The sequence below is a fragment of the Pseudomonas sp. BW16M2 genome (genome assembly GCF_014268865.1).
Taxonomy (GTDB): Bacteria; Pseudomonadota; Gammaproteobacteria; order Pseudomonadales; family Pseudomonadaceae; genus Aquipseudomonas; species Aquipseudomonas peradeniyensis.
This window is the reverse complement of sequence record NZ_JABWRI010000015.1, coordinates 39,920-63,708: the sequence shown is the minus strand read 5'-3', so window position 1 is coordinate 63,708 and position 23,789 is coordinate 39,920. Positions and strand designations below refer to the sequence as shown.

The 23,789-nt window shown below is 64.3% G+C and carries 22 protein-coding genes and 1 pseudogene; 11 read left to right on the top strand and 12 right to left on the bottom strand.

Annotation, left to right across the window (positions count from 1 at the left end; genetic code table 11):
- Positions 1–321 precede the first annotated feature (321 nt).
- Entirely contained in the window at positions 322–552 is a 231-nt protein-coding gene (locus tag HU735_RS15345) for a hypothetical protein (protein WP_186714194.1), read from the top strand.
- Between the two features lie 160 nt (positions 553–712).
- Positions 713–1,681: a LysR substrate-binding domain-containing protein gene (locus HU735_RS15340; protein WP_186714193.1), complete on the top strand. Its 969-nt coding sequence runs from the start codon at positions 713–715 to the stop codon at positions 1,679–1,681.
- 19 nt (positions 1,682–1,700) lie between these two features.
- Here the strand turns inward: HU735_RS15340 and HU735_RS15335 are convergent, their stop codons facing one another.
- The gene (locus HU735_RS15335) at positions 1,701–2,162 is read right to left on the bottom strand and encodes a Rid family hydrolase (protein WP_062575164.1); all 462 of its coding nucleotides are present in this window, start codon (positions 2,160–2,162) and stop codon (positions 1,701–1,703) included.
- Between the two features lie 259 nt (positions 2,163–2,421).
- Between HU735_RS15335 and HU735_RS15330 the strand changes: the two genes are divergently transcribed.
- The 4 genes from HU735_RS15330 to HU735_RS15315 all read left to right on the top strand — a co-directional run bounded on the left by HU735_RS15330 (position 2,422) and on the right by HU735_RS15315 (position 5,277).
- Positions 2,422–3,105 carry a hydrolase gene (locus HU735_RS15330; RefSeq protein WP_186714192.1) on the top strand — a complete coding sequence of 228 codons (684 nt, stop codon included), beginning with the start codon at positions 2,422–2,424 and terminating at the stop codon, positions 3,103–3,105.
- A 163-nt stretch (positions 3,106–3,268) separates the two neighbouring features.
- Positions 3,269–3,652, top strand: a complete 384-nt coding sequence (locus HU735_RS15325) for an AraC family transcriptional regulator (RefSeq protein WP_186714191.1) — start codon at positions 3,269–3,271, stop codon at positions 3,650–3,652.
- 159 nt (positions 3,653–3,811) lie between these two features.
- Positions 3,812–4,231, top strand: a complete 420-nt coding sequence (locus tag HU735_RS15320; RefSeq protein WP_186714190.1) for an organic hydroperoxide resistance protein — start codon at positions 3,812–3,814, stop codon at positions 4,229–4,231.
- 32 nt (positions 4,232–4,263) lie between these two features.
- The gene (locus HU735_RS15315) at positions 4,264–5,277 is read left to right on the top strand and encodes an alpha/beta hydrolase (protein WP_186714189.1); all 1,014 of its coding nucleotides are present in this window, start codon (positions 4,264–4,266) and stop codon (positions 5,275–5,277) included.
- A gap of 128 nt (positions 5,278–5,405) precedes the next feature.
- Here the strand turns inward: HU735_RS15315 and HU735_RS15310 are convergent, their stop codons facing one another.
- The 5 genes from HU735_RS15310 to HU735_RS15290 all read right to left on the bottom strand — a co-directional run bounded on the left by HU735_RS15310 (position 5,406) and on the right by HU735_RS15290 (position 9,576).
- On the bottom strand, positions 5,406–6,002 hold the full coding sequence (locus HU735_RS15310; RefSeq protein WP_186714188.1) for a hypothetical protein: 597 nt from the start codon (positions 6,000–6,002) through the stop codon (positions 5,406–5,408).
- Between the two features lie 258 nt (positions 6,003–6,260).
- Positions 6,261–6,962 (bottom strand): hypothetical protein, encoded by a 702-nt coding sequence (locus tag HU735_RS15305; protein ID WP_186714187.1) that lies wholly within the window; start codon positions 6,960–6,962, stop codon positions 6,261–6,263.
- Positions 6,963–7,742, bottom strand: coding sequence for a MarR family transcriptional regulator (locus tag HU735_RS15300; RefSeq protein ID WP_186714186.1), 780 nt, complete (start codon positions 7,740–7,742; stop codon positions 6,963–6,965). It lies immediately after the preceding gene.
- A 283-nt stretch (positions 7,743–8,025) separates the two neighbouring features.
- A complete protein-coding gene (locus HU735_RS15295; protein ID WP_186714185.1) occupies positions 8,026–8,493 on the bottom strand; it encodes a hypothetical protein in 468 nt (155 codons plus the stop codon).
- A 42-nt stretch (positions 8,494–8,535) separates the two neighbouring features.
- Positions 8,536–9,576, bottom strand: a complete 1,041-nt coding sequence (locus HU735_RS15290) for a DMT family transporter (RefSeq protein ID WP_186714184.1) — start codon at positions 9,574–9,576, stop codon at positions 8,536–8,538.
- Positions 9,577–9,775: 199 nt separating this feature from the next.
- Here HU735_RS15290 and HU735_RS15285 point away from each other — a divergent pair, with 199 nt between their 5' ends.
- On the top strand, positions 9,776–10,549 hold the full coding sequence (locus tag HU735_RS15285; protein ID WP_186714183.1) for a carbon-nitrogen hydrolase family protein: 774 nt from the start codon (positions 9,776–9,778) through the stop codon (positions 10,547–10,549).
- A 2-nt stretch (positions 10,550–10,551) separates the two neighbouring features.
- Here HU735_RS15285 and HU735_RS15280 read toward each other — a convergent pair whose 3' ends face one another.
- The 3 genes from HU735_RS15280 to HU735_RS15270 form a co-directional block, all read right to left on the bottom strand.
- A complete protein-coding gene (locus HU735_RS15280; RefSeq protein WP_186714182.1) occupies positions 10,552–10,842 on the bottom strand; it encodes a type II toxin-antitoxin system RelE/ParE family toxin in 291 nt (96 codons plus the stop codon).
- Complete coding sequence (locus HU735_RS15275) at positions 10,832–11,071, bottom strand: type II toxin-antitoxin system RelB/DinJ family antitoxin (protein ID WP_186714181.1); 240 nt, start codon at positions 11,069–11,071, stop codon at positions 10,832–10,834. Before HU735_RS15275 ends, HU735_RS15280 begins: the two co-directional genes overlap by 11 nt.
- A 92-nt stretch (positions 11,072–11,163) precedes the next feature.
- Positions 11,164–12,651 carry a methylenetetrahydrofolate reductase C-terminal domain-containing protein gene (locus HU735_RS15270; RefSeq protein WP_186714180.1) on the bottom strand — a complete coding sequence of 496 codons (1,488 nt, stop codon included), beginning with the start codon at positions 12,649–12,651 and terminating at the stop codon, positions 11,164–11,166.
- A 382-nt stretch (positions 12,652–13,033) separates the two neighbouring features.
- On the opposite strand from HU735_RS15270, the gene metE reads away from it, so the two are divergent.
- Positions 13,034–15,322: a 5-methyltetrahydropteroyltriglutamate--homocysteine S-methyltransferase gene (gene metE / locus HU735_RS15265; protein WP_186714179.1), complete on the top strand. Its 2,289-nt coding sequence runs from the start codon at positions 13,034–13,036 to the stop codon at positions 15,320–15,322.
- Positions 15,323–15,359: 37 nt separating this feature from the next.
- Here the strand turns inward: metE and HU735_RS15260 are convergent, their stop codons facing one another.
- From HU735_RS15260 to HU735_RS15250, 3 genes are all read right to left on the bottom strand, one after another.
- On the bottom strand, positions 15,360–17,834 hold the full coding sequence (locus tag HU735_RS15260; protein ID WP_186714178.1) for a TonB-dependent receptor: 2,475 nt from the start codon (positions 17,832–17,834) through the stop codon (positions 15,360–15,362).
- A gap of 97 nt (positions 17,835–17,931) precedes the next feature.
- Positions 17,932–18,882, bottom strand: coding sequence for a FecR domain-containing protein (locus tag HU735_RS15255; protein ID WP_186714177.1), 951 nt, complete (start codon positions 18,880–18,882; stop codon positions 17,932–17,934).
- Positions 18,875–19,390, bottom strand: coding sequence for a sigma-70 family RNA polymerase sigma factor (locus HU735_RS15250; RefSeq protein ID WP_186714176.1), 516 nt, complete (start codon positions 19,388–19,390; stop codon positions 18,875–18,877). Before HU735_RS15250 ends, HU735_RS15255 begins: the two co-directional genes overlap by 8 nt.
- A gap of 168 nt (positions 19,391–19,558) precedes the next feature.
- Here HU735_RS15250 and HU735_RS15245 point away from each other — a divergent pair, with 168 nt between their 5' ends.
- The 3 genes and pseudogenes from HU735_RS15245 to HU735_RS15235 form a co-directional block, all read left to right on the top strand.
- Positions 19,559–20,254 (top strand): DNA-3-methyladenine glycosylase, encoded by a 696-nt coding sequence (locus HU735_RS15245; RefSeq protein ID WP_186714175.1) that lies wholly within the window; start codon positions 19,559–19,561, stop codon positions 20,252–20,254.
- Between the two features lie 28 nt (positions 20,255–20,282).
- The gene (gene ada, locus HU735_RS15240; protein ID WP_186714174.1) at positions 20,283–21,341 is read left to right on the top strand and encodes a bifunctional DNA-binding transcriptional regulator/O6-methylguanine-DNA methyltransferase Ada; all 1,059 of its coding nucleotides are present in this window, start codon (positions 20,283–20,285) and stop codon (positions 21,339–21,341) included.
- Positions 21,342–21,395: 54 nt separating this feature from the next.
- Positions 21,396–23,768 (top strand): annotated as a pseudogene (locus tag HU735_RS15235) (DUF3772 domain-containing protein); the annotation flags it as partial.
- Positions 23,769–23,789: the final 21 nt, after the last annotated feature.

The following is a 23,789-nucleotide window of genomic DNA, read 5'->3' as shown; positions in this document are numbered from 1 at the left end:
GGCGCAGCAGCGCCCCACACGATTGCAGGCGTTTTTTTGCGTCCGCAGCCTCGTGCCATGGCGGCTGTGCGCGGGAGACCTTCGGGTCTGCCGGGTTCCAAGTTCCCGGTTCGCCAACCTGCGTACAGCTGCCACCCATTGTTTGGCGACAGTGCGTGGTGGTTCCAACCTAACTTGGAGTCTCATGCATGACCATCACACGTCTGTACAGGATCCTCGCATCCGCTCTCCGCCGCCCAACCGCTGCGGCCACCCCATCCCCAACCTTCTACCCGATCGACAGCCAGTCCCTCGCCACCCGCGCCAACCGGGAGGTGCCCCATGCCTGACCACGAACGCCTATCTACCCTCCAAAGCTACGTCTGGACCCTCGAACTGCTCGGCGAGGCACTGGTTCAGCACGACGAGGTGCTGGAGTGCGAGCACAACCCGCAACTGAGCTTCCGCAACACAGCGGGCATCCACCAGGCGATCCGGATCATCAGCCGGTTGGCCAGCGAGCAGTTCGGCAAGCTGGAGGCGATGAAAGAAGAAGGTATTTCTAGAGACTGATGCCACGCATCATCGGGGCCGCCTTGCGGCCCTACTGCGTGGCGTGCCCTGATCGGGCGCCACTTGCACCGCCCGGTTCTCAACCATCGCCAGAACAATATGGCTGCTTCACCCACCCCCTTCTCGTATCATCAGCGCCTTCGCATCTGGAACGAACTGTGTGAAATCGCCAACTGGAAAAGCGCCAGCTGCCGCTGATGGGCCGAAGTGGGACGTCGCCGAGGCTGTCAATCAGCTCTCGTGGGACGACTTGCGCATCATCAAGACGCTCAGTGATTGCGGCAACCGTGCGGCGACGGCCAAGAAGCTTGGCATCAATGTCTCCACCGTTTCGCGCCGGGTTGCCCAGGTCGAGCGAACGCTCGGCATCGCGTTGTTCGACCACCGCAAATCAGGCTATCTGCTCACCGCCGAGGGCGCCGAATTGCGAGCACTCGCCGAGCGCGTGGAGCTGGATATCGTCAGCGTCACGCGGCGTGTTTCACGTTCAGGCCAAGGCCCGCTGGGGAAACTTCGTATTACCACCAGCGACTCGCTGCTGCTGTACTTCTTCACCCCGATCATCGCGGACTTCAAGGCCCTGAACGAGGGGATCAGCCTCGAGGTGCTGGTGGGTAATGAAACCCTCAGCCTCGCCCGGGATGAATCGGATATCGCCATCCGCGCGACGAGAAAACCTGCGGAGAGCCTGGTGGGCCGTAAACTGGCGAACATTGCCTGGGCACCGTACTGCAGCGCCAAGCAGGTGACTGCCGAGCCCCTGTTCGCAGAGGGGCAGGCATGGGTGTCCTACTCGGCGGCGCTCTGCGGTTTGAGGGCGACAAGCTATGTCGAAAGCCGGGTCGCCGCTGAGCGCATTGCCTACCGCACCGACTCTGTTGCAGCCGCAAGCGTCGCCATCGCGGCGGGCCTGGGGTATGGATTCCTGCCCTGCATGCTGGGCGACATCACCCCGGGGTTGGTACGCGCAGGCCCAGTGGTGCCAGAGCTTCAGGACGAGTTGTGGCTGCTGACGCACCAGGACATTCGCAAGTCGTGGCGCGTCAAAGCATTCATGACCTTCTGCGCCGCTGCCGTGGCCAGTCAAAAGCCGTTGGTCGAGGGGCAGTCGGTACTCCCGGTCAACTGATCGCAACCGGGAGTGCAGCTTAGATTTCCCGGGCGCCAATCACGGCCTTGCAGGCGATCTCGATCAACTGCGGGCGCTGGGCAAGCCTCGACACCCCAATGATATTGCTCGCGCACTGAGGCCGCTCAGTGCCATAGGCCGCCTTGCGCACTTTGCCGACCACCGCGAACGCGGCGTCCATGTCCAGTACATAAAGCGTTTCCTCGACAACGTCTTGCAGCGTCGCGCCATACAAGGCGAGCAGCTTTGAGATGTTGTCGTAGGCGACCTGCATCTGTTCGCCCATCGACGAGAAATCGCTGGGCTTGCCGTCGGCATTCAGCGGCGCCGGGGCCAGCAGATTACCGGCCTCGTCATGGTTGAACTGGCCTGATACGTAGATCTCGTTGCCTACCCGCCGTGCCTGCGGATAGCCATACGCCTCCTCCCAGGAAACGCCCCAGTAGGCGGTCTGCTTGTTGAACGGTTGTGAAGCTGCCATTGCATTCTCCTGCACATGACGGACCGGCTTGATCCGAATGGAACGGCGAATGCTAGCAGCGCGGCTGCGTATTCAATGGCGCAAAAATGAGCCGGTAGAGGCGCAAAAGTGCGCCACCGAGAGGCGCATTGTTTCGTTATCTTTTGCTCGTCCTCAAGCAACGACGCTGAGGCGAGCACTCGTGGCTACGGTGATGCCCGCAACGTGTGGGCCCCGAAACGGGTGCGATCGAACTTCATCAAATTGAAAGGAAACAACAATGAGCAATCCTAAGACTGAAGTCCTGACCCCGTTCAACAGCCAACTGATCTTCATCGATCAGCAGCCACAGATGGCCTTCGGCGTTCAGAGCATCGACCGGCAAACACTGAAGAACAACACCGTTGGCCTGGCCAAGGCCGCGAAGATTTTCAATATCCCCACCACCTTCACCACGGTCGAGACGCAAAGCTTCTCGGGCCACACCTACCCCGAGCTGCTCGCGGTGTTCCCCGACGCCCCGCTGCTGGAGCGTACCTCGATGAACTCCTGGGATGACCAGAAGGTGCGCGACGCCCTCAAGCGCAATGGCCGCAACAAGATCATCGTCTCCGGCCTGTGGACCGAGGTCTGCAACGCCACCTTCGCCCTGTCGGCAATGAACGATGCCGGCTATGAGATCTACATGGTCGCCGACGCCTCCGGCGGCACCACCAAGGAAGCCCACGATTACGCCATGCAGCGCATGATCCAGGCCGGCGTGGTACCGGTGACCTGGCAGCAGGTGCTGCTGGAATGGCAGCGGGACTGGAAGAACCGCGACACCTATGACGCCGTTATGGCGCTGGTGAAGGAGCATTCCGGTGCCTATGGCATGGGCGTCGACTACGCCTACACCATGGTGCACAAGGCGCCTGAGCGCGTTCAGCATGGCCCCACCTTGGCGCCTGTCGCTGCTGTCTGAGCCATTGCCAGCCCCTGCCCTGGGGGCTGTTCACTGACGTGCGAAGGGTGCGCAGTGGGCTGATCCGAATCAACGAGCCTGGCCTGGAACCTCTGGGGTTTCCAGCGCCCAGCGCTGTTCGCGTCAGGTGCTCGCATCCTGCTACCTGGATTGATGGGTGTGTATGAACAAGGACAACTCTACCGTGCTGGCGACGCTGACACTGGCTTCGACAGGGCAGCTCAAATCCTGGCAGTTGAGAACGGCCAAACAGCTGATGCTGGACAGGCTGGATACCTGCCTGTCAGTGACTGAAATCGCCCAAGCGTGCGCTTTGTCGCGCAGTCACTTCTCACGCATGTTCAAGGAAAGTACCCGGATGTCGCCGCAACAATGGTTGCGTGAACAGCGGGTGATGAAGAGCAGGGAGCTATTGAAGACTTCCACGATGTTGCTCGTAGAGATCGCACTGGCATGCGGCTTCTGCGATCAATCTCACTTCTGCCGCACTTTCGTGAAGGCTGAAGGCATGACACCAAAGGCTTGGCAGCAACAAGCCATTGCCTGAGGTGTAACTCCCTTGAAAACCAGTTTGTTACAGCGGCAGATTATTTTCAAAAACAATGCGCACTAAATTATTGCGCAACAACTGATTGCGAACTGTTGGCGTACAAACAGTGAAGTCGCCAACAGCATGCCCCCGAATACATTAAAAGTGAGGAAAGCCATGAACGTTCTCTACACCGCAGTCGCCACCGCAACCGGTGGTCGCGATGGCCGAGCCATCTCCAGCGACAAGCACCTCGATGTGAAACTGGCCACGCCGAAGGAATTGGGCGGTGCCGGTGGTGATGCCACCAACCCCGAGCAACTGTTCGCCGCGGGTTACTCGGCCTGCTTCATCGGTGCGCTGAAGTTCGTCGCCGGCCAGCGCAAACGCAGCATTCCAGCCGACGCCTCGATCACTGCACAGGTTGGCATTGGCCAGATCCCAGGCGGTTTTGGCCTGGATATCGACCTGCACATCAACCTGCCAGGCCTGGAGCACGCCGACGCACAAGCGTTGGTGGAAGCGGCCCACCAGGTGTGCCCGTACTCCAACGCCACCCGTGGCAACGTCGATGTCCGTCTGCACGTCACCGTCTGACTTGCCGCCTCAACAGAATCAGGGGAAATGAATTGAACGTTTTGACCAGAACACTCGCGGGCTCGCTGCTTGCCTTGTCTATCGGTAACGCATTCGCCGACGCTGGCGTTGAACACAACACCCAGGCATTCCTCGATGCCTTGAACGCGAGCGGTGGCAAACCCATCGAGCAGCTTTCGCCGAAGGATGCCCGCGCGGTGCTGAGCGGCGCTCAGGCCGGGGTGAAACTGACGCTGCCCAAGGCGGATGTCAGCGAGAAGACCATCACCGTCGATGGCCAGGCCATCCGCTTGACCATCGTGCGCCCGGCGGGTGTGAAGGGGACCTTGCCGGTGTTCATGTACTTCCACGGCGGCGGCTGGGTGCTCGGCGACTTCCCGACCCATGAGCGCCTGGTGCGCGACCTGGTCGTTGGGTCCGGGGCGGTGGCGGTGTTCGTCAACTACACCCCGTCCCCTGAAGCGCACTACCCGACGGCGATCAACCAGGCCTACGCGGCAACCCGATGGGTGGCCGAGCACGGCAAGGCAATCAATGTCGACGGCAAGCGCCTGGCGGTCGCGGGCAACAGCGTCGGCGGCAACATGGCCGCGGTGGTCAGCCTGATGGCCAAGGACAAAGGCACCCCGGCCATCAAGTACCAGGTGCTGCTGTGGCCGGTGACCGACGCCAACTTCGAGACAGCGTCGTACAACCAGTACGCCGAGGGGCACTTCCTTACCCGGAACATGATGAAGTGGTTCTGGGACAACTACACCACCGACCCCAAGCAACGTGCCGAGATCTACGCCTCGCCGCTGCGCGCGACCACCGAGCAGTTGCAAGGCCTGCCGCCAGCGCTGGTGCAGACCGCCAGTGCCGATGTGCTGCGTGATGAAGGGGAAGCCTATGCTCGCAAGCTGGATCAAGCGGGCGTGCCGGTCACGGCGGTGCGCTACAACGGCATGATCCATGACTATGGCTTGCTGAACGTGGTCAGCCAGGTGCCGGCGGTACGCGCGGCAATGCTGCAGGCTGGCGAAGCATTGAAAGTGCATTTGAAGTGACCCCACCCAAGCCCGCAGGTGGATGCCATGAACGGGCAATCACCGCCGGACACGAAAAACCCGCCAGACAGCGGGCTTTTTCGTGTCTGGTTTAGCGGTAGCGGCGGGCAACGCGCCGCCAGGCGGGTCTACCAGAACCACCCACCCCGCGCGAGTTCCTGCTCGCAACTCCGATACTGCGCCCCGAACACCGAAGCCCGGGCCTGGACCTTCTGCGAAACGTTCTTCAGCCACGGCTTGGCGTCGTAGCTGCGGTTGCGGTAGCCGCCCCAGCCTTCGTGGTAGTTCAGGTACTGGCCATAGGCGTCCCACTTGGACACACCGTTGACCTGCTGGCTCTTCTGCATGTACCAGCCCATGAAGTCGATCGCGTCGGCGAAGTCGTCGCGGGCGGCGCCCCAGCCGCCGGCATCGCGCTTGTAGTCGGCCCAGGTCTCGTCCTTGGCCTGGGCGTAGCCGTAGGCGGTGCTGACCCGGCCCCAGGGGATGAAGCCGAGGAAGTAGTAGCGCGGCGGCAGGGCATCGTGCTTGAACGAGGACTCCTGGTACATCATCGCCATCGGCACCTGCACCGGCGCACCCCAGCGCGCCTGCATCTTCAGCGCCGCCTCGTGCCATTTCGGTTTCTCGCGGAAGATCTCGCAGAGGTTGTCGGGGTTGGCCGGGGGCTTGGTGGCGCAGCCGGCTACAGCCAGGAGAAGGGCCGGCATGGTGAGCCGAAGCATGGAGAGGGGTTCCTTGTGCGGACGTCGGGTCGCAGGGCGCTGACGCTTTATACATTCTTTTGAGACGTAGATGAATCAGCGGGCGATCACACGATTGCAGTGTGGTGGCGTAAGCCATTCGATCCCAGCCCCTGCCGTGACAAGCCTACAGCAATACTATTCATACGCGACGCTCAGGTAGCCGTTCGATATCACCCCCGACAGATAGCGGCATGTGCCTGTCAGGCGACGCTCCCTTGAGCGACCTCGTCGTGCACCTCATTTCAAGGCGGCCAGTTCATGCAAGCGTTGAAAGATCAGGCTTTCCCGGCCTGGGGTGGACCTTACGGAGTTGCTGCTCTGAACCGCATAGTCAATCCCGTCGAGTCTCAACAGTTCGGTGATCCCGGCGGCAACGTACTGCCTGAGCTCGTCTTCGGCCGCCTTGAGTTCCTGCATCAGTTCGGGGCGCCCATCGATCACGATCAGGATGTCTTCTACATCCTTGTGATAAGGGTCGTTTCCCCCTCGGCCTTTGAACGCTTCCAGTTTGGTAGCCAGGAAGTACGGGGCCCTGAATATTTTTATCTCCAAGCCACTTGGAAGTGGTTGTGTAGCGGAATGAGCCAAACCTTCGACAAACCATCTGTTGGTGTAGCCCAGGACTTCTGCGGCTGTGGGCATGATATCTACGATCACGTCGTTGAAACGAAACCGGCAATTGACGTCATCCTCGCCGGTTATTTTTATGTTTTTTGCGGCGAGCCGTTCCGTGAGGCGGGTCCATTGAACGATACCGGCCAACTCGATAACCAGGTCGACGTCCTCTGTGTAACGTATGTCATCAATGATTACCGGATCGGTAACCAACATGGCTGTTGTGCAGCCGCCCACGAATGCGACCTCATCCAGCAAGTCTTCACCAAGCCCGTGAGCGACCAACTCAAGGAGCTCGTAGTTGTGGTCAGCGCTGAAGGGCATTTACTTCAGCCCCAATCCGGCTTTGAGAATGCCTACCGCGACACTTGTTTCGCGAGGACCGCCTACACGTATTGCGTCAACCAGGGCCAGATAGTGGTACAGCGTACGGTCCTGCTTCACCGCATGGGGGACCGTCTTGTAGAGAGGCTCTATCAGCTGGCCGCGCTCGACCCCCAGTGGGTCGGGCCAGACGTAGAGGGTCTCTCCAGCACTGCGGATGCTGCGGTTCAATGCGGGAGCGGCGAAACAGGTCGGTATCCCGCGAACCAAAGCGCCTGGTCGTACGGGAAAGAAGTACTTGAGCGCGTGCTCGGCAAGCTTGAGAAGCTCACGGCGATTGACCTTCGGCAGCCCGGTAACATGGTCGTTGATCAGCAGGCCTGATTCGCGGCACCTGCCCATGGCATTTGACACTTCGCTCTTGCTCAGGCCCAGCGATGCCGAAAGCGCCCTGACTGAGTAGCGATCACTCCAGGACGAGCGCGCTGCGTCAACAGGTTCAACGGGATCGGTCCAGCCCTCCCAGCTTTCGCCCGCCATGAGGATCAAACGCGCTTCCTTGGCGACATTTGAATAGGAAAGAGCTGGCGCCGAATCAGTGTCGGGATATTCAGAGCCGCTCGGCCTCAAAAACCTTCCCGCTCGGTTGTATTCCCAGTCAGGCGCCTGCATGGCGCTCTCAGCCGCGCGGTCGAGTTGCTCGTTGTCTATCAGCAAGTTCTCCTCCTGGGCATAGAGGCTCGCCATCTTGAACAGGAGCAAAATATCTTGACTCTTCATTCGAGTAAAAGTCCTGGTTGTCCACATTCCATGATTCGTGGACACTTTAGCCTCTGACTTGCTGATTATGTCAAGAGTTTTGTAACTGCCCATAGGCTGGATTCGAAAGTGATAGAGAGGGTGGGGGCGACGTTCCACGCCCATCATCTGCCACTTTGGGTTAGAGGCCGATTCATCCCTTTCCTATACACCTGAAGGACCTTTCAGGTTGTCTTGAGGCTCGGCAATCGGGTGCTGATGCTACTGCTGGCCGGTTCCTAAGGGAGTAGGCGGTCCAGTGAATTTAGAACGCAGCGGTTACTTGGGCGTTTTTCCCTACGCTCACTACGCCAGACCCCAACCATTCCACCCGCTCCCTCAGTTCATCGAGCGCCATCTGGACGCGCTCATCTTGGGCATTGTCCAGGCTCAGGAACAGGGAAGCTGCATCGGCACGGTTGCCGGATGTATCGAGGGTGTCGTAGGCCCAGATTTCCACCCACGCCCGGGTGTCGTCCACCGATTGGCTGAGGCGCAACGAGCCATCGGCAAGCAGCGCATCAAAACGTCGCTTGGTCATGCCGTAGATGGGCTGCGTGGGTGCGGCCAGGAGCGTTTGGCTGGCCAGGGCCGTTTCACCGGCCAGGAAAACACCATGGCCGAGAGGTGGTTCGGTAGAAATTGCGACTTTGCGTTTCACAGGGGAGCGCAGGTAAGGCCGAGCCTGTTTGAACAGCTCGGGCGCGCTGGCGCTGAAGGCATAGGTCTGCACCGCGCCGTTGTGCTAGTTGGCATCAGCAGCTTGCAGACTGGCTCAGTGCCTATGCCGATGATGAACATCCGGAAAATGCGCATGGCTATGTCGAAGCGGCGCATGCACATGCGGGTGGCTGTGCGGCTCGGTACCGTCCCACTCGAAGTCATGCTCATGCCGATGGTGCTCATCGTGCGTATGCCGGTGGCTGTGATCGAGGGCCTCATGTTGATGCTCGTGAACATGATTCTCCATCAGGTGAATCCACACACCCAAGGCCATCAGCGCCGCGGCGAGCAGGAACATCACGGACACCGTCTCACCCAGCATCAGGATCGCGACAGCCGCACCCAGGAACGGCGCCGTGGAAAAGTAAGCCCCGGTGCGCGCACTCCCCAGCCCGCGAAGCGCCAGGACGAACAGCACCAGGCTGACGCCGTAGCCGAGAAACCCAACCAGCATGATCGACCCCAGCGTGCCCAGGGCCGGCAGTTGCGAGCCGATGGCCAAGGCCAGGCCGCCATTGACCACGCCCGCCGTCATGCCTTTGCTGCCGGCGATGAACAACGCATCCGAGGCGGAGACCTTGCGGGTCAGGTTGTTGTCGATCGCCCAGCAAAGGCAGGCGAACGCCACCGCCAGCGGGCCGATCCAGTCATGGGCGGTCGCGGTCTCCTGCGGCCATGACAGCACGATACCGCCCAGGACGATGGCGACCATGCCGATCACGATCCGGCGGTCGGCGTTTTCCTTGAATACCACCCACGCCAGCACTGCCGTGAGGACGGATTCGAGGTTGAGCATCAACGATGCAGTGGCCCCCGCTGTGCGAGTGAGCCCGAACATCAGCGCCACAGGTGCAAGCACGCCGCCGAAGAAGATAGCACCCAGCAACCAGGGCCATTCTCCGGCAGGCAGCCCCGGCCGCTGCCAGCCGCGATCGCGCACCAGGCGGACGAGGGTCAGGCCGACGCCGCTGCCCAGGTAGAGCAGCCCGGCCAGTAGGATGGGCGGGGTATCGACACCCAACAGTTTGGCGAGCGGTGTGCTTGCGCCGAACAGCGCGGCTGCAACCAACGCGTAGAGAACACTCAGATTCATGATGGGGCCGCCCTGTCAGGCTGATTGCGTGCAGGAGAGCATCATAGCCTTTCTGCACAAGGGCTGGAGCCAAGCTGTGGGGCGAGTGGGAGAGCCATCGCGGGGCAAGCCCGCTCCCACGCTGATCCCATCGTTGATGCAACGGTTGTCTTTTGAACGGCAGCCGAGCAGAGTCTGCCTACCTTGTCAGGAGACGCCCATGCCATCAGCCGTATTTGCCGCCGCCCAATGCGCCATTCGTGATGGCGACATCCCCGCCAACCTGGCCTTGCACTTGGCGTTCATGCGCCAGGCCCATGAGCATGGCGTGGACCTGTTGCTCTTCCCCGAACTGTCCCTCACCGGCTACGCCCCCACCCTGGCCAGTGACCTGGCACAGGACCTGGACACGCCGCTGCTGGCGCCACTGCGCCAGCTCGCCCAGGAAGCGGGCATGACCACGGTGGTCGGGATGCCGCTCAAGGTACCGGGCCAGGACAAGCCGCGAATTGCGGCCTGCATTCTCCACCCGGATGGCTCGATTGCGGTCTATACCAAGCAGCACCTGCATACCGGCGAGGACGTGTTCTTCAGTGCGGGGAGCGGCGGCGAGTTTTTGTCCGTCGCCGGGCTGTCCGTGGCCTTGTCGGTATGCGCCGATTTCAGCCATCCGGAGCATGCCGCCCAGGCGGCGCAGCGCGGTGCGCAGGTGTACGCGACGGGTGTGCTGATCGGGGAGGGTGGGTATCCGGCGGATAGCGCGTTGCTGCAGGGGTATGCACAGCGGCATGCCATGGCGGTGCTCATGGCCAACCATGGCGGCACCACGGGCGGCTGGGCGGCGGCTGGGCGCAGTGCGTTCTGGGACGAGCAGGGGCGGTGTGTCGTGGCTGCTTCAGGGACAGGGAATCGGCTGTTGGTTGTTTCTGGGCAGTCGGGCGAATGGCAAGGACGCGATGTGTTCGTGTCTCTCGATGTCGCGGAGTCAGCCTGAAATCACTTGGCTAATCGCTCGGCTGCTTTGCGGTAAACCTGATCCCGCTCACGTTTATCCACGGCGATCACGAATACCACGACTTCCTGGTCGATGACCTGATAGATCAATCGATATCCACTGCTGCGCAGCTTGATCTTGTAGCAGTCCGGGAAGCCATGCAGACGGTTGGCTTCGACTCTCGGGTTGAGCAGCACGGTTGCCAGCTTCTTCTTGAGCTGTTGGCGAATGGTGTCGCCGAGCTTCTGCCATTCCTTGAGTGCGCGTGCATCGAAATCGAGGTTATAGGTCATCCAGCGTTACCCTTACCCTCTGCGGCGCGGCCAGGCGTTCGCGGACCGTGGCGAGCAATGCTTCGTCCTCTTCGGTCAGCAACACGGGTTTGAACGGCAGTTGCCCGCGCTCAGCGACGTATTGCAGTGCCTGGCGCATCAGCTCGGAAGGGGTTACACCCAGTTTTTCCAGCTCACGGTAGGCGCGCACCTTGAGTTCGTCGTCGATACGCACATTGATGGACGCCATGCTTGCAGTCTCATTTGTAATGACAGAGGTCTGTACAATGAGGCAAAGCAGTCTGTTGGGCAAGGGTGGCAACGAGCTTACCGACAGGCGTATTACTCGTTGAACTCCGGAGCGACGTCGGGCTGCAGGGAGGGCGATTTCGAGGTGGCCGCTTCGAACCACACCGGCCACGAACTACGATGCCGGTTCTCCACCTGCACGCAAGGAATCAACCGCTCGCGCAACACCTCGGTCCTGCCCACGCTCACCGCCAGCCGATACTTGGCGCTGTGCACGCACTCCCGGTCGCCAAACTCGCAACGGTCCAGGTTGGTCCCGCCGCAGGGGCCGTTCGCCAGCCCTTTGGGGCAGGTTTCGGGGCAGATGTAGAGGGTGTCCTCCAACCGGCAACTGCCGCAGGTATCGCACCCCACCAGCGGGCGTTTGATGCGCCGCTCCAACTGATGCAGCCACTGCGCCGCCGTGGGGTTGGCCCACAGTGGCCGGGTCACGGCCCAGCCGAAGGCCTTGCTCAAGGTCGTGGTGCGGCTGAACAGCTGATGGTGCATCGCCGACAGCAGGTGGTAGCGAACTTTTTCCTTGTTGGCGGCGGTGATCTGCCGTTGCCCGAAGCGCCAGGCATGTCCGGGTGGTTGGAAGGTGACCGGCGTCAGGCCAGGTGCCTGCCAGGCCGCTTCCCAGGCCGGGGCCCAGTCCTGCAGTGAGTTGAACTGCGCTTGCAGCGCGTCGATGGCCTGCTCCAGCGCCTCGAACTGAGCCACCTCGTGGATACCGGACAGGTGCACGCCGGCATAGCCCATCAATTTCAGGCCGATCACCTGCAAGGCCAGGCGATGGTTGGCGCGTTCCCTGGCGTAGGCCTTGGACACCGCCGTTTCGGCAGCCAAGAGCGCGCGCATCGACGGTGTGACGGTTACCCCGGCGACGTGATCGAGCATCCCGGCGCGGCCTTCGGTCAGCGCCATGATGCAGGCCATCAGCGGCTTGGGCCGGGGCTGGCGCTGCATCCAGTCGAAGGCTTCCTGGTGTTTGTCGATATCGAAACCGAGCTGCAGGATGAACAGGTCGGCGCCGGCAGCGAGTTTCTTTTCGGCCTTGCAGTACTGCGCGCCGCCCTCGGCTTCCTGGTACTTGAATGGGTTGAGCGCGGCGGCCAGCAGCCAGTGGGGGCGGGCCTGGCGGACGATCTGTAGGGCGGCGACGGATTCCAGGTAGCGTACCGGGCGTTCGCCCGGGTTGTGGCCGGGCAGGCGGTCGCCGGTGAGCAGCAGGAGCTGGTCGAGGCCGGCGGCGTCCATGCGCTGCAACTGGGCCAGCAGGTCGCGGCGTTCGCGGTCCTTGCCGGAGAAGTGCAGCAGGGCGGGGACGGGCTTCGAGAGGCTGCTGAAGGCCTCCAGCGGCGACATGTCCAGGGCGCTGCCGACGCGGTCGCCGATGGCCACTGTCAGCGGCCAGCCGCACAGCCGGGTGCGGGCCATGAGGGTTTCGAGGGTGGCGAAACGCTCGGCGCCGGGCTTGGGGACGAATTCCAGGATGCAGGCGAAGGCGTTGGCGTCCAGGGTCGTTTTCAGCAGGCTCATGGGGTGCGGGCTACCGGGTTGGGGCAGGGTGGCAGTGTGCGGCAGATTGGCGGGTGGGGCATGTCTGATTGCGCGGAGTACTGTGCTGGTTGAGACATTCACAAGGTTCTGTCAGGCGGCCCAGATTCCTGTGGGAGCGGCCTTGCCGAGGCGTCGGACCGGTCGGAAAGGGCTGCGCAGCGGCCCCAGGATTTCAGCATTCATGCATAGATCGCCGGGGCCGCTTTGCGGCCCTTTCGCGACACAAGGCCGCTCCTACAGGGGTCATCATTTCATTCATGATGAACAGATTTTGAGTTCATCTCAAATTTAATGAGTTTGTCTCACCTTCGCCTCGCGCCCAGAATGCCCTCATTCACTTCAAGGCTCGAGGGACGACAACATGGCACTGGCACACAACCTGGGGTTTCCGCGCATCGGCCGCGACCGCGAGCTGAAGAAAGCCCAGGAGGCCTTCTGGAAGGGCGAGCTGGATGAAGCCGGCCTGCGTGCCGTGGGGCGTGGCCTGCGCGCGGCGCACTGGCAGGTGCAGAAGGCCGCAGGCATCGAGCTGCTGCCGGTGGGCGACTTCGCCTGGTACGACCAGGTACTCACCCACTCGCTGACTTTCGGCGTGATCCCCGAGCGCTTCCGTGCCAAGGACGGTGCCAAGCCGACCCTGCAAACCCTGTTCTCCATGGCTCGCGGCGTGAGTGACAACTGCTGTGGCGGCGCCCACGCCCAGGAAATGACCAAGTGGTTCGACACCAACTACCACTACCTGGTCCCCGAATTCACCGCCGACCAGCAGTTCGCCCTGAGCTGGGAACAGCTGTTCGAAGAGGTCGAGGAAGCCAAGGCCCTGGGCCACGCGGTCAAGCCGGTGCTGATCGGCCCGCTGACCTACCTGTGGCTGGGCAAGACCAAGGGCGCCGATTTCGACAAGCTGGAACTGCTCGATCGCCTGCTGCCACTGTACGACCATATCCTCAACCGCCTGGCCGTGCAGGGCGTGGAGTGGGTGCAGATCGACGAGCCGATCCTCGCCCTCGACCTGCCGCAGGACTGGAAGAACGCCTACGAGCGCGTCTACAACATCCTCCAGCGCGCCCCGCTGAAAAAACTGATCGCCACCTACTTCGGCGGCCTGGAAGACAACCTCGGCCTGGCCGCCAACCTGCCGGTCGATGGCCTGCACATCGACCTGGTGCGCGCCCCGGACCAGTACCCGACCATCCTCGACCGCCTGCCAGCCTACAAGGTGCTGTCGCTGGGCGTGGTCAACGGCCGCAACGTCTGGCGCTGCGACCTGGACAAGGCACTGGACGTGCTGCGCCATGCCCACGAGCGCCTGGGGGATCGCCTGTGGGTGGCGCCGTCGTGCTCGCTGCTGCACAGCCCGGTGGACCTGGCGCGTGAAGACCAGCTCGATGACGAACTGAAGAGCTGGCTGGCCTTCGCCGTGCAGAAGTGCCAGGAAGTGGCGCTGCTGGCCAAGGCGCTCAACCAGCCCGAGGCGGCCGATGTCGTCGAGGCGCTGGCGCAGAGCCGCGCCGTGCAGCACGCCCGCGCCACCTCGCCGCGCATTCACAAGCCGGCGGTGCAGGCCCGCGTCGCCGCGATCAAGCCCGCCTACAGCCAGCGTGCAACCGCTTTTGAGCAGCGCATTGCCAAGCAGCGTGCCGGGCTGAACCTGCCAGCCTACCCGACCACCACCATCGGTTCGTTCCCGCAGACCTCGGCGATCCGCCTGGCGCGCCAGTCGTTCAAGCAGGGCAAGCTGACCGAGGCCGATTACATCGAGGCCATGCACAGCGAAATCCGTCATGCGGTGCAGATCCAGGAAAACCTCGGCCTGGATGTGCTGGTCCACGGCGAGGCCGAGCGCAACGACATGGTCGAGTACTTCGCCGAGCAACTGGACGGTTATGTGTTCACCCGCTTCGGCTGGGTGCAGAGCTACGGTTCGCGCTGCGTGAAGCCGGCGGTGATCTTCGCTGACCTGAGCCGCCCGAAGGCCATGACCGTGGACTGGATCAAGTACGCCCAGGGCCTGACCCGCAAGGTGATGAAGGGCATGCTGACCGGCCCGGTGACCATGCTGATGTGGTCCTTCCCCCGCGAGGACGTGAGCCGCGAAGTGCAGGCCCGTCAGCTGGCGCTGGCGCTCCGCGACGAGGTGGTCGACCTGGAAGCCGCCGGCATCAAGATCGTGCAGATCGACGAGGCCGCCTTCCGCGAAGGCCTGCCGCTGCGCCGCAGTGCCTGGCCGCGCTACCTGGAGTGGGCCACCGAGGCCTTCCGCCTGTGCGCCTCGGGCGTGCGTGATGAAACGCAGATCCACACCCACATGTGCTACAGCGAGTTCAACGACGTGATCGAGTCGATCGCGGCGATGGATGCCGATGTGATCACCATCGAGACCTCGCGTTCGGACATGGAGCTGCTGGAGGCCTTCGAGCGCTTCGACTACCCGAACGAGATCGGCCCGGGGGTGTACGACATCCACTCGCCACGGGTGCCGAGCAAGGAGGAGATGGTCAACTTGCTGCGCAAGGCGGCCCGGCGGATTCCGGCCGAGCGCCTGTGGGTCAACCCGGACTGCGGCCTGAAGACCCGCGCCTGGCCGGAGACCGAAGCGGCGCTGGTGAACATGGTGGCGGCGGCGCGGGCGTTGCGCGCCGCAGTCTGAAAACCGCGCTGGCTCCCGATGCGGCAGCCAATGCGCTTTAGAAGGTACCGCGCAGGGTCACCGAGACATTGCGCGGATCGCCCCAGTAGTAGCCGGTCGGCGTAGGCGCCACCTGGCGGTAGTACTTCTTGTCGAACAGGTTGTTGGCGTTCAGCTGCAGCGAGTAGTTGTCGTTGAAGCGGTAGTTGACCATCGCGTTGTACACCGCGTAGCCCGACTGCGAGGCTTCGGCGCTGCCGCTGCGGTTGTAGATGTCGCTCTGCGCCTGCACGCCGCCACCCACGGTCCAGGCCTGCAGTTCGCCCGGCAGGCGATAGCTGGTGAACAGGCGCAGCATGCGCTTGGGGTCGGTGGTGCGGATCGGGTTGCCGTTGTTGCCGGTGGTGTCCTTGAGGTACTCGGTGGTGTTGTAGGTGTAGCCACCGGTCACGTTCCAGCCCGGCAGCACTTCGCCGGAGATCTCCAGTTCGAAGCCCTGGCTGCGGTTCTTGCCTGCGGCGACCTTGCAGTAGCCGCTGGTGTAGTTGGGCAGGCATGGGTTCGGCCCGCTGAGGTCGTCCAGCGCGTTGCCGACCTGGTAGATGCGGAAGAATGCCAGCGAGGTGTTCAGCCGGCCCTCGTAGAACTCGCCCTTGATCCCCGTCTCGTACGCTTCGCCGGTGACCGGCTCGAGCACGGAGCCGGCGGCATCGGTGTTGGTCTGCGGGTTGAAGATCTCGGTGTAGCTGGCGTAGGTGCTGAAGTTCTCGTTGAGGTCGTAGATCAGCGCGGCGTACGGCACGATCTCGTTGTCGACGCTGAACTTGCCGCTGGCCTTGGTGTTGTTCTCCTGCTCGTAGTCGTACCAGTTGGCGCGGGCGCCGATGATCGCGGTCAGCGGGTCGGCCAGGGAAATGCGCCAGGTGGCGTAGGCGCCTTCCTGGGTGGTGCGGGTGCGCACCGGGTGGGCGGTGATATTGATGTGCGGGTTGGCCAGGCTGGTCTTCGGGTCCCAGGTGCGGATGTCGAACACGCCCGACTGCACGTTGTTGGTGGCCGAGGCGTAGGAGTCGTTGCGGATGCGCTCGACGCCCAGCATCAGCTCGTGGGTGCGGCCAAGCAAATCGAACGGGCCGTTGAGGGTGGCGCTGAGGTTGTTCTGCAGGCTCTCGCCGCCATCGCCTTCGGTCACCTGGTAGCTCATCAGGTAAGGGTTGCGGGTCGGGTTGGCGGTGCCGGTGGCGCGGCTGAAGTAGGTCTGCTTGAAGCCGTTGTCGTCCAGCTCGAAGTGGGTGCGCTGGGCCATCAGCTTGAGCGTCCAGTCGCTGTCGAAACGGTGCTCGAGCTCGGCGAAGGTCTGCAGGTTGCTGCGGTTCCAGCGGTTCCAGTCGGCGCCCAGGTAGGTGCTGCGGCCGAACGGCAGCGGCGAGCCGTCGTAGTCGGCCGGCAGGTTGCCCCAGGCGCCGGTGGCATCGAGCTGGGTCCATTCCAGGCCGGTGGTGAGGGTGGTGATGTCGTCGAGGTCGAAGGCCATCACCCCGTACAGCACGTCCTTGCGCTCCTGGCGCGATTGCTGGAAGTGGTCCTTCTCGTCGTGCACCGCGATCACCCGGCCACGCACGTTGCCGGTTTCGGTCAACGGCCCGGAGAGGTCGGCGACGTAGCGCTGGGCGTCCCAGGTGCCGAGGGTGACGCTGCCTTCACCCTGGAATTCATAGGTGGGCCGCTTGCGTACCAGGTTGACGGTGCCCGAGGGGTTGCCGGCGCCGCGCAGCATGCCGGTGGCGCCGCGCAGGACCTCGGCGCGGTCGAGGATCGCCGAGTCGCTCTGGATGAACGAGCCGCCGCCGCTGCTCTGCACCACGGTGGCGCCGTCGTACTGGATGGCGTCGATCTGGTAGCCGCGCGAGTAGTACTGCACCCGTTCGCTGTCGGTGAGGTTGACCACCACGCCGGGGGTCTGTTCGAGCAGGTTGGTGAGGTTGGTGATGTTCTGGTCGTCGATCCGCTGGCGGGTGACCACGGTCACCGACTGCGGGGTGTGGCGGATGCTTTGCGGGGTCTTGCCGATGGTCACCGCCCCGGTGGTGTAGGAGCCGCTGTGCTCGGTGGTCTCGCCCAGACGGTTGCTGGAGATGCTGGTGGCGCCCAGCTGCAGGGCGTCGCCGACGTCCAGGGCCGGGAGCAGCAGGAAGCTCTTGTCGCTTTCCTGCTGGACCTGCACGTCGCTGCCCCGCAGCAGGATCTGCAGGGCCTGGGCGCTGTCATGCCGGCCTTGCACGCCCTGGGTGGTCTTGCCCTGCAGGCTGCCGGCGTCGAACGACAGGTTCAGCCCGCCCTGGCGCGCCAGTTGGTCCAGCGCGGCGGCCAGCGGGCCGGCCGGGATGTTCCAGTCGCGCTGCTGGCTCTGGCTGGCGGGCGCGGCAAGGGCGAGGGTCGGCGGCAGGCCGGCGCAGGCCACGCCCAGGCCCAGGGCGGCGGCGCGGATGGCATGGCGCAGGGTGGCGTTGCGGGGGGAACACGGGCGGATCATGAAGCGCTCCTGAAGGTTGGCAGACCACTGTTCGGGCTTGTTTCCTTCAGGCCGGACGAGAATGAGATTCCACCTCATTTATTTTTTTGCGATGTTTTCAGGCGGCGCCGATGCTCACCCAGAAGCGCGTGCGGTAGTCGACGCGCACCGGCAGGCTGCGGGCGACCAGCAGCAGGATCTGGTCGCTGTCGGCCAGCTGGAAGGTGCCGGAGACCTTCAACCCGGCCACCTCCGGCGCGCAGCGCAGCACGCCGGGGCGGTAGCGCGACAGTTCGTCGATGAACTCGCCCAGGGGCATCTGCTGCACGCTGAGTACGCCGTCGGTCCAGCCCCAGGGGTCGCCGTGCAGGGTGGCGGGCTGGAAGTCGCCCTGGGCGGACACCTGCAGCACCTCGCCGGGTTTGACCCGATGCGCGGCACCAGAGGTGGGGAACAGCGTCACCTCGCCCTGGCGCACGGCCAGCAGCAGGCCCTGGACATTTTCCCGCAGCAGCAGTTGGCCGCCCTGGGTGCTCAGGGCGCCGACGCGGGTGTCGATGCTGAACGGGCGGTTGTCGTTGGCGTTGCCGTCCAAGCTGACCTCGCCGCGCAGCAGGGTCAGCCGGCGCTGCTCGGCGCTGTAGCGCAGGTCGATGGCGCTGGCGGTGTTCAGGCGGATCAGGCTGCCGTCGCTGGCCAGCAGTTCGCGGCGCTCGCCTGTGGCGGTGCGGCTGTCGGCCATCAGCGCGGGCAGGCCCAGAGGTTCGCGCGCGGCCCAGCCGACGCTGGCGCCGAGCGCCAGCAGCGACAGCAGCTTGAGGTGGTCGCGCCGGCTCATGCGGCGGCGTTCGCTGCCGGCCAGGGTCTGGCGGCTCAGCTCGGCGGGCAGGCTGGCCAGTTCGTCGCCGAGGCTGCTGACCCGCTGCCAGGCCTGGGCATGCTGCGGGTGGCTGGCCAGCCAGCGCTGGAACTGCTGTTCGGTGCGTGGGCCGGGGCTGTCGTAGCGCAGTTTCACCAGCCATTCGATGGCCTGGTCGACCTGGGCCTGGGTCGGGTTCTGGTCAGGCATCGGCGTAGCGGATCCGGTAGCAGACACCCAGGGCCTTGGCCAGGTCGCGCTCGACCGTGGCCCGGGAGACGTCCAGGCGTTGCGCGACCTGGGTGAGGGTGAGGCCGTCGAGCTGGGCCAGCAGGAACGCCTGGCGCACCCGTGGCTTGAGGCGTTGCAGGGCGCGGTCGAGGCGTTCGAGGGTGTCGAGGATCAGCAGGCGCTGTTCCTCGCTGGGTGCCTCCTGTTCGGGCAGGCTGGCCAGGCTCTCGAGGTAGGCTTTTTCCAGGGCGCGGCGGCGGAACTGGTCGATCATCAGGCCGCGGGCGATGCTGCTCAGGTAAGCCCGTGGCTCCTTGAGCGGTGAAACCTGGCGCGCCTTGAGCAGGCGCACGAAAGTGTCCTGGGCCAGGTCCGCGGCGTGCTCACGGCAGCCGACCCGGGCACCGAGCCAGCCGCGTAGCCAGCGGTGGTGCGCCTGATAGAGCAGATCGACCTCGGCCGGTTTCAGCGTGTCTTCGATCTGCATCGTCTGGAGAGCCTGCCCGGATAATGTGATTGTTAATAGTTCTCAATTCTATGCGTGGCGCGGCGGGCGGAGCAATGGTATGCCAGTAATTCGATGCGCAAGATTGAGCGTTTCACCGATGAACGGTTGGGCTAGGCTAGGGGATCGTGACTTGTGCGAATGCCCTTGATGATCCTTGCAGACCTTTCCCCGCAGGCCTTTGACGATGCCGCCGCCTGGCTGGCCGGGCAGGATCCGGACTGGGCGCGGCATATTGCCGCCGTGGGGCCTTGCCTGCACCGTGCCACGCCCGGACGCGAGCCGTACGAGGCGTTGGTGCGGGCCATCGCCTACCAGCAGTTGCATGCGCGGGCGGCCGAGGCGATCCTCGGGCGATTGCTGGCGCTGTTCGCGGATGTGGCGTTTCCCGCGCCTGAACAGTTGCTGGCGGTGACGCCGGAGGCGATGCGTGCCTGTGGGTTTTCCGCGAGCAAGATCGCCACGGTTCACGGGATTGCCCAGGCGCGTGTGGCGGGCGTGGTGCCCAGCCGGGAAGAGGCGCTGCATATGTCGGATGCCGCACTGGTCGAGCGCCTGGTGGCGTTGCGCGGGGTGGGGCGCTGGACGGTGGAAATGCTGCTGATCTACAGCCTGGAGCGATCGGATATCCTGCCGGTGGATGATTTTGGCGTGCGCGAGGGGTATCGGCGCATGAAGGGGGTGGACAAGGCACCGACGCCTGCGCAAATGCGGGTATTGGGCGGGGCGTGGAGCCCGTATCGCACCGTGGCGGCCTGGTACCTGTGGCGGGCTTGCCCCGCGATAGGGCCCGTGAAAACACCGCAAGAATCGGAGTTCCACGCATCATCCACCCTGCCAGGCTGACGGTATCGAATCCCAGGAGAGGCCCCTGATGAAGCCCGCCCCGACCACCTACACCACCGACGCCGAACGCTGGCACGCCGTGCAGGCCCGCGACACAGCCGCCACCGGCCATTTCGTCTACGCCGTGCGCACCACCGGCGTGTATTGCCAGCCCGCCTGCAAGTCGCGCCTGGCCAAGCGCGAGAACGTCGAGTTCTTCGGCAACGCCACCCAGGCCGAGGCCGCCGGCTACCGCCCGTGCAAGCGCTGCAAGGGCGGGCAGGGCAGCCGCCGTACCGAACTGGTGGCCCGCGCCTGTCGCCTGATCGAGGCCAGCGAGACCGCGCCTAACCTCGACCAGCTCGGCAGCGAGCTGAACGTCAGCCCGTTCCACCTGCACCGCCTGTTCAAGGCCGAGACCGGCCTGACCCCCAAGGCCTATGCCTCGGCCTTCCGCGCCCAGCGTCTGCGCGAGCGCCTGGACGCCGCCGGCAGCGTCACCGAAGCCATCTTCGACGCCGGCTACAACTCCAACAGCCGCTTCTACGAAAGCGCCGGCGAGCGCCTGGGCATGCGCCCGAAGGAATACCGTGCCGGCGGCCAGGGCGCGACCATCCGTTTCGCCCTGGCCCAGTGCTCACTTGGGGCGATCCTGGTGGCCCAGAGCGAACGGGGCATCTGCGCGATCCTGCTCGGTGACGAGCCGGAACCCTTGCTCAAAGACCTGCAGGACAAATTTCCCAAGGCCCAGCTGATCGGTGGCGATGATGCCTTCGAGCGGCTGGTGGCCGAGGTGATCGGCTTCGTCGAGGCCCCGGCCCTGGGCCTGACGCTGCCCCTGGATGTGCAGGGCACCGCGTTCCAGGAGCGGGTCTGGCAGGCGCTGCGCGAGGTGCCGGCGGGGACCACGGTCAGCTACACCGACATCGCCGAGCGCATCGGTGCGCCCAAGGCCGTGCGGGCCGTCGCCCAGGCCTGTGCGGCCAACGCGATCGCCGTGGCCATTCCCTGCCACCGGGTGGTGCGCCGCGACGGCGACCTCAGCGGCTACCGTTGGGGTATCGAACGCAAGCGCCAGCTGCTGGACCGAGAGACGGCACTCTCCTGAGCCTCCAGACCGCGTAGAATTCACGCCCTGTCGAGTTGTGTAGAGGAACATTCGATGAGGCGTGTCAGCCTTGACCGATTCTATGCGGGGATTTTCGCCCTGCTGTTGTGCCTGGCCGTACCGGCCTGGGCCGCGCCGGCCACGCCGGTATCGCGCCTGGCCGTGGCCGAGCAGCAGGTGCTGGACGAGAACGCCAGCCTGGAGGAGTTGAGCGAACGGCTCGACCAGATCCGCCAGGGCGTCACCAGCAACGCCAATGATGACCTGCTCGCGCAGTTGCGCCAGTCGGCCTTGCAGGTGCAACGCCAGGCCGATGTGCTGGTCACCCAGCGCACCGCCGACGTGCAGCGCCTGGACGACCAGCTCAACGTGCTTGGCCCGCCGCTGGAGGAGGAGGCCGAGAGCCTGACTCGCCAGCGCAAGCAGCTCACTGACGAAAAGAACAAGCTGGTCGCCGAGCAGAAGGACGCCACCACGCTGACCCAGTCGGCCCGTGACCTGTCGACGCAGATCGTCAACCTACGCCGCAGCCTGTTCAACTCGCAGATCACCAGTCGCGCCGCCAGCCCGTTGAGCCCGGCGTTCTGGTCGAGCCTGATCCGCCCCACCGAAGACGACGTGGCGCGCCTGCGCGACCTGCGTGGCGAGGTGTCGGACGCCATGGCCAGCGCCTTCAGCGCCGAGCACCGCTGGCTGTTCATTACCGCGCTGGTGGCGGCGGTGCTGGTCTGGACCTTGGTGCGCCGGGTGCTGGAGCGCCTGCTGGCCGACGCCATGATCCGCTGGCTGCCCGAAGGCCGCCTGCGCCGCAGCGCCCTGGCGCTGAGCGTCAGCCTGGCAACCCTGGGCACCATCTCCGGCTCCGTGTCGCTGCTGCGTTGGGGTCTGGAGAGCAGCGCCGACCTTGGTACGGACCTGGCCAGCCTGACCAACCATATCCTCGCCCTGGTGATCTTCAGTGCCTTCATTTCGGGCCTGGGCCGCGCCATGCTGATGCTGCAGCGCCCGTCCTGGCGCCTGCCGCCGATCGCCGACGAAGTGGCCAGCGCCCTGGGCTGGTTCCCCAAGGTCCTGGCCCTGGCGTTGATGGTGCTGCTCACCCAGGAGCGCATCAACAGCGTGATCGGCACCAGCCTGGCGCTGACCCTGGCCACCAACGGCCTGACCGCGCTGGTGGTGTCGCTGCTGTTCGTCGTGGCCCTGCTGCGCTATCGCCGTGCCCACCGCCAGCATGACCTGGAGCGGCCCAAGGGCCTGGCCGGGCTTATCCCGTTCGTGATCGTGGTGTGGGTGCTGGCGATCCTGCTGACCCTGCTTGCCGGTTACCTGACGCTGGCTTATTTCCTCACCGCCAAGCTGCTGTGGATCAGCGTGGTGGTGGTCTGTGCCTACCTGCTGGTCACGGTGTTCGGCGACCTGTGCGAAACCCTGCTGTCGCCTCGCCAGCCTGGTGGCCTGGCGCTGGCCTCGGCGCTCGGCCTGCAGCAACGCCACCAGGCCCAGGCCAGCACCGTGCTGGCGGGTATCGGCCGCACGCTGCTGCTGTTCGCCGCCGCGCTGCTGGTGTTCATGCCTTCGGGCACCAGCCCGGGCGAACTGCTGCTGAGCCTGGCGGACTGGGACGGCACCGGCGGCAAGGTGCTGGGCAACCTGAATATCGTGCCCCAGGACATCTTCCTGGCCGTGGCGATCTTCCTCGGTGGCTGGTTCGCCATCCGCGTGGTCAAGCGCTGGCTGAGCGAGCGCCTGCTGCCGGAGACCGACATGGACGCCGGCATGCGCGCCTCGCTGGTGACCCTGGTCGGTTACCTGGGCTTCCTGTTCCTGGCCATGCTGGTGATGTCCACCCTGCACATCAACCTGACCAGCCTGACCTGGGTGGTCAGTGCGCTGTCGGTGGGTATCGGTTTCGGCCTGCAGCAGATCGTGCAGAACTTCATCTCCGGCCTGATCCTGCTCACCGAGCGTCCGGTGAAGGTGGGCGACTGGGTGAGCCTGGCCGGTGTCGAGGGTGACATTCGCCGGATCAACGTGCGCGCCACCGAGATCCAGATGTCCGACCGCTCGACGGTGATCGTGCCCAACTCGCAGTTCATTTCGCAGAACGTGCGCAACGTGACCATGGCCAATGCCCTGGGGGTGGTCAGCGTGACCCTTACGCTGCCGCTGGAAACCGATGCCAGCCATGTGCGCGAGCTGCTGCTGGCGGCGTACAAGGAGCATGAGTCGATCCTCGATGCGCCGGCCACGTCGGTGACCTTCAAGGATTTGACCAGCAGTGGCATGGTGATCGGTGTGAGCGGTTACGTGGCCTCGCCGCGGCAGGTGTCGAGCACGCGCAGCGACCTGCTGTTCACCATCCTCGGGCGCTTGCGTGACGAGGGCATCGCCCTGTCGTCGCCGCAGAGCATGGTGTTGGTGCAGGAGAATGGGCGACTGGCCCCGCGA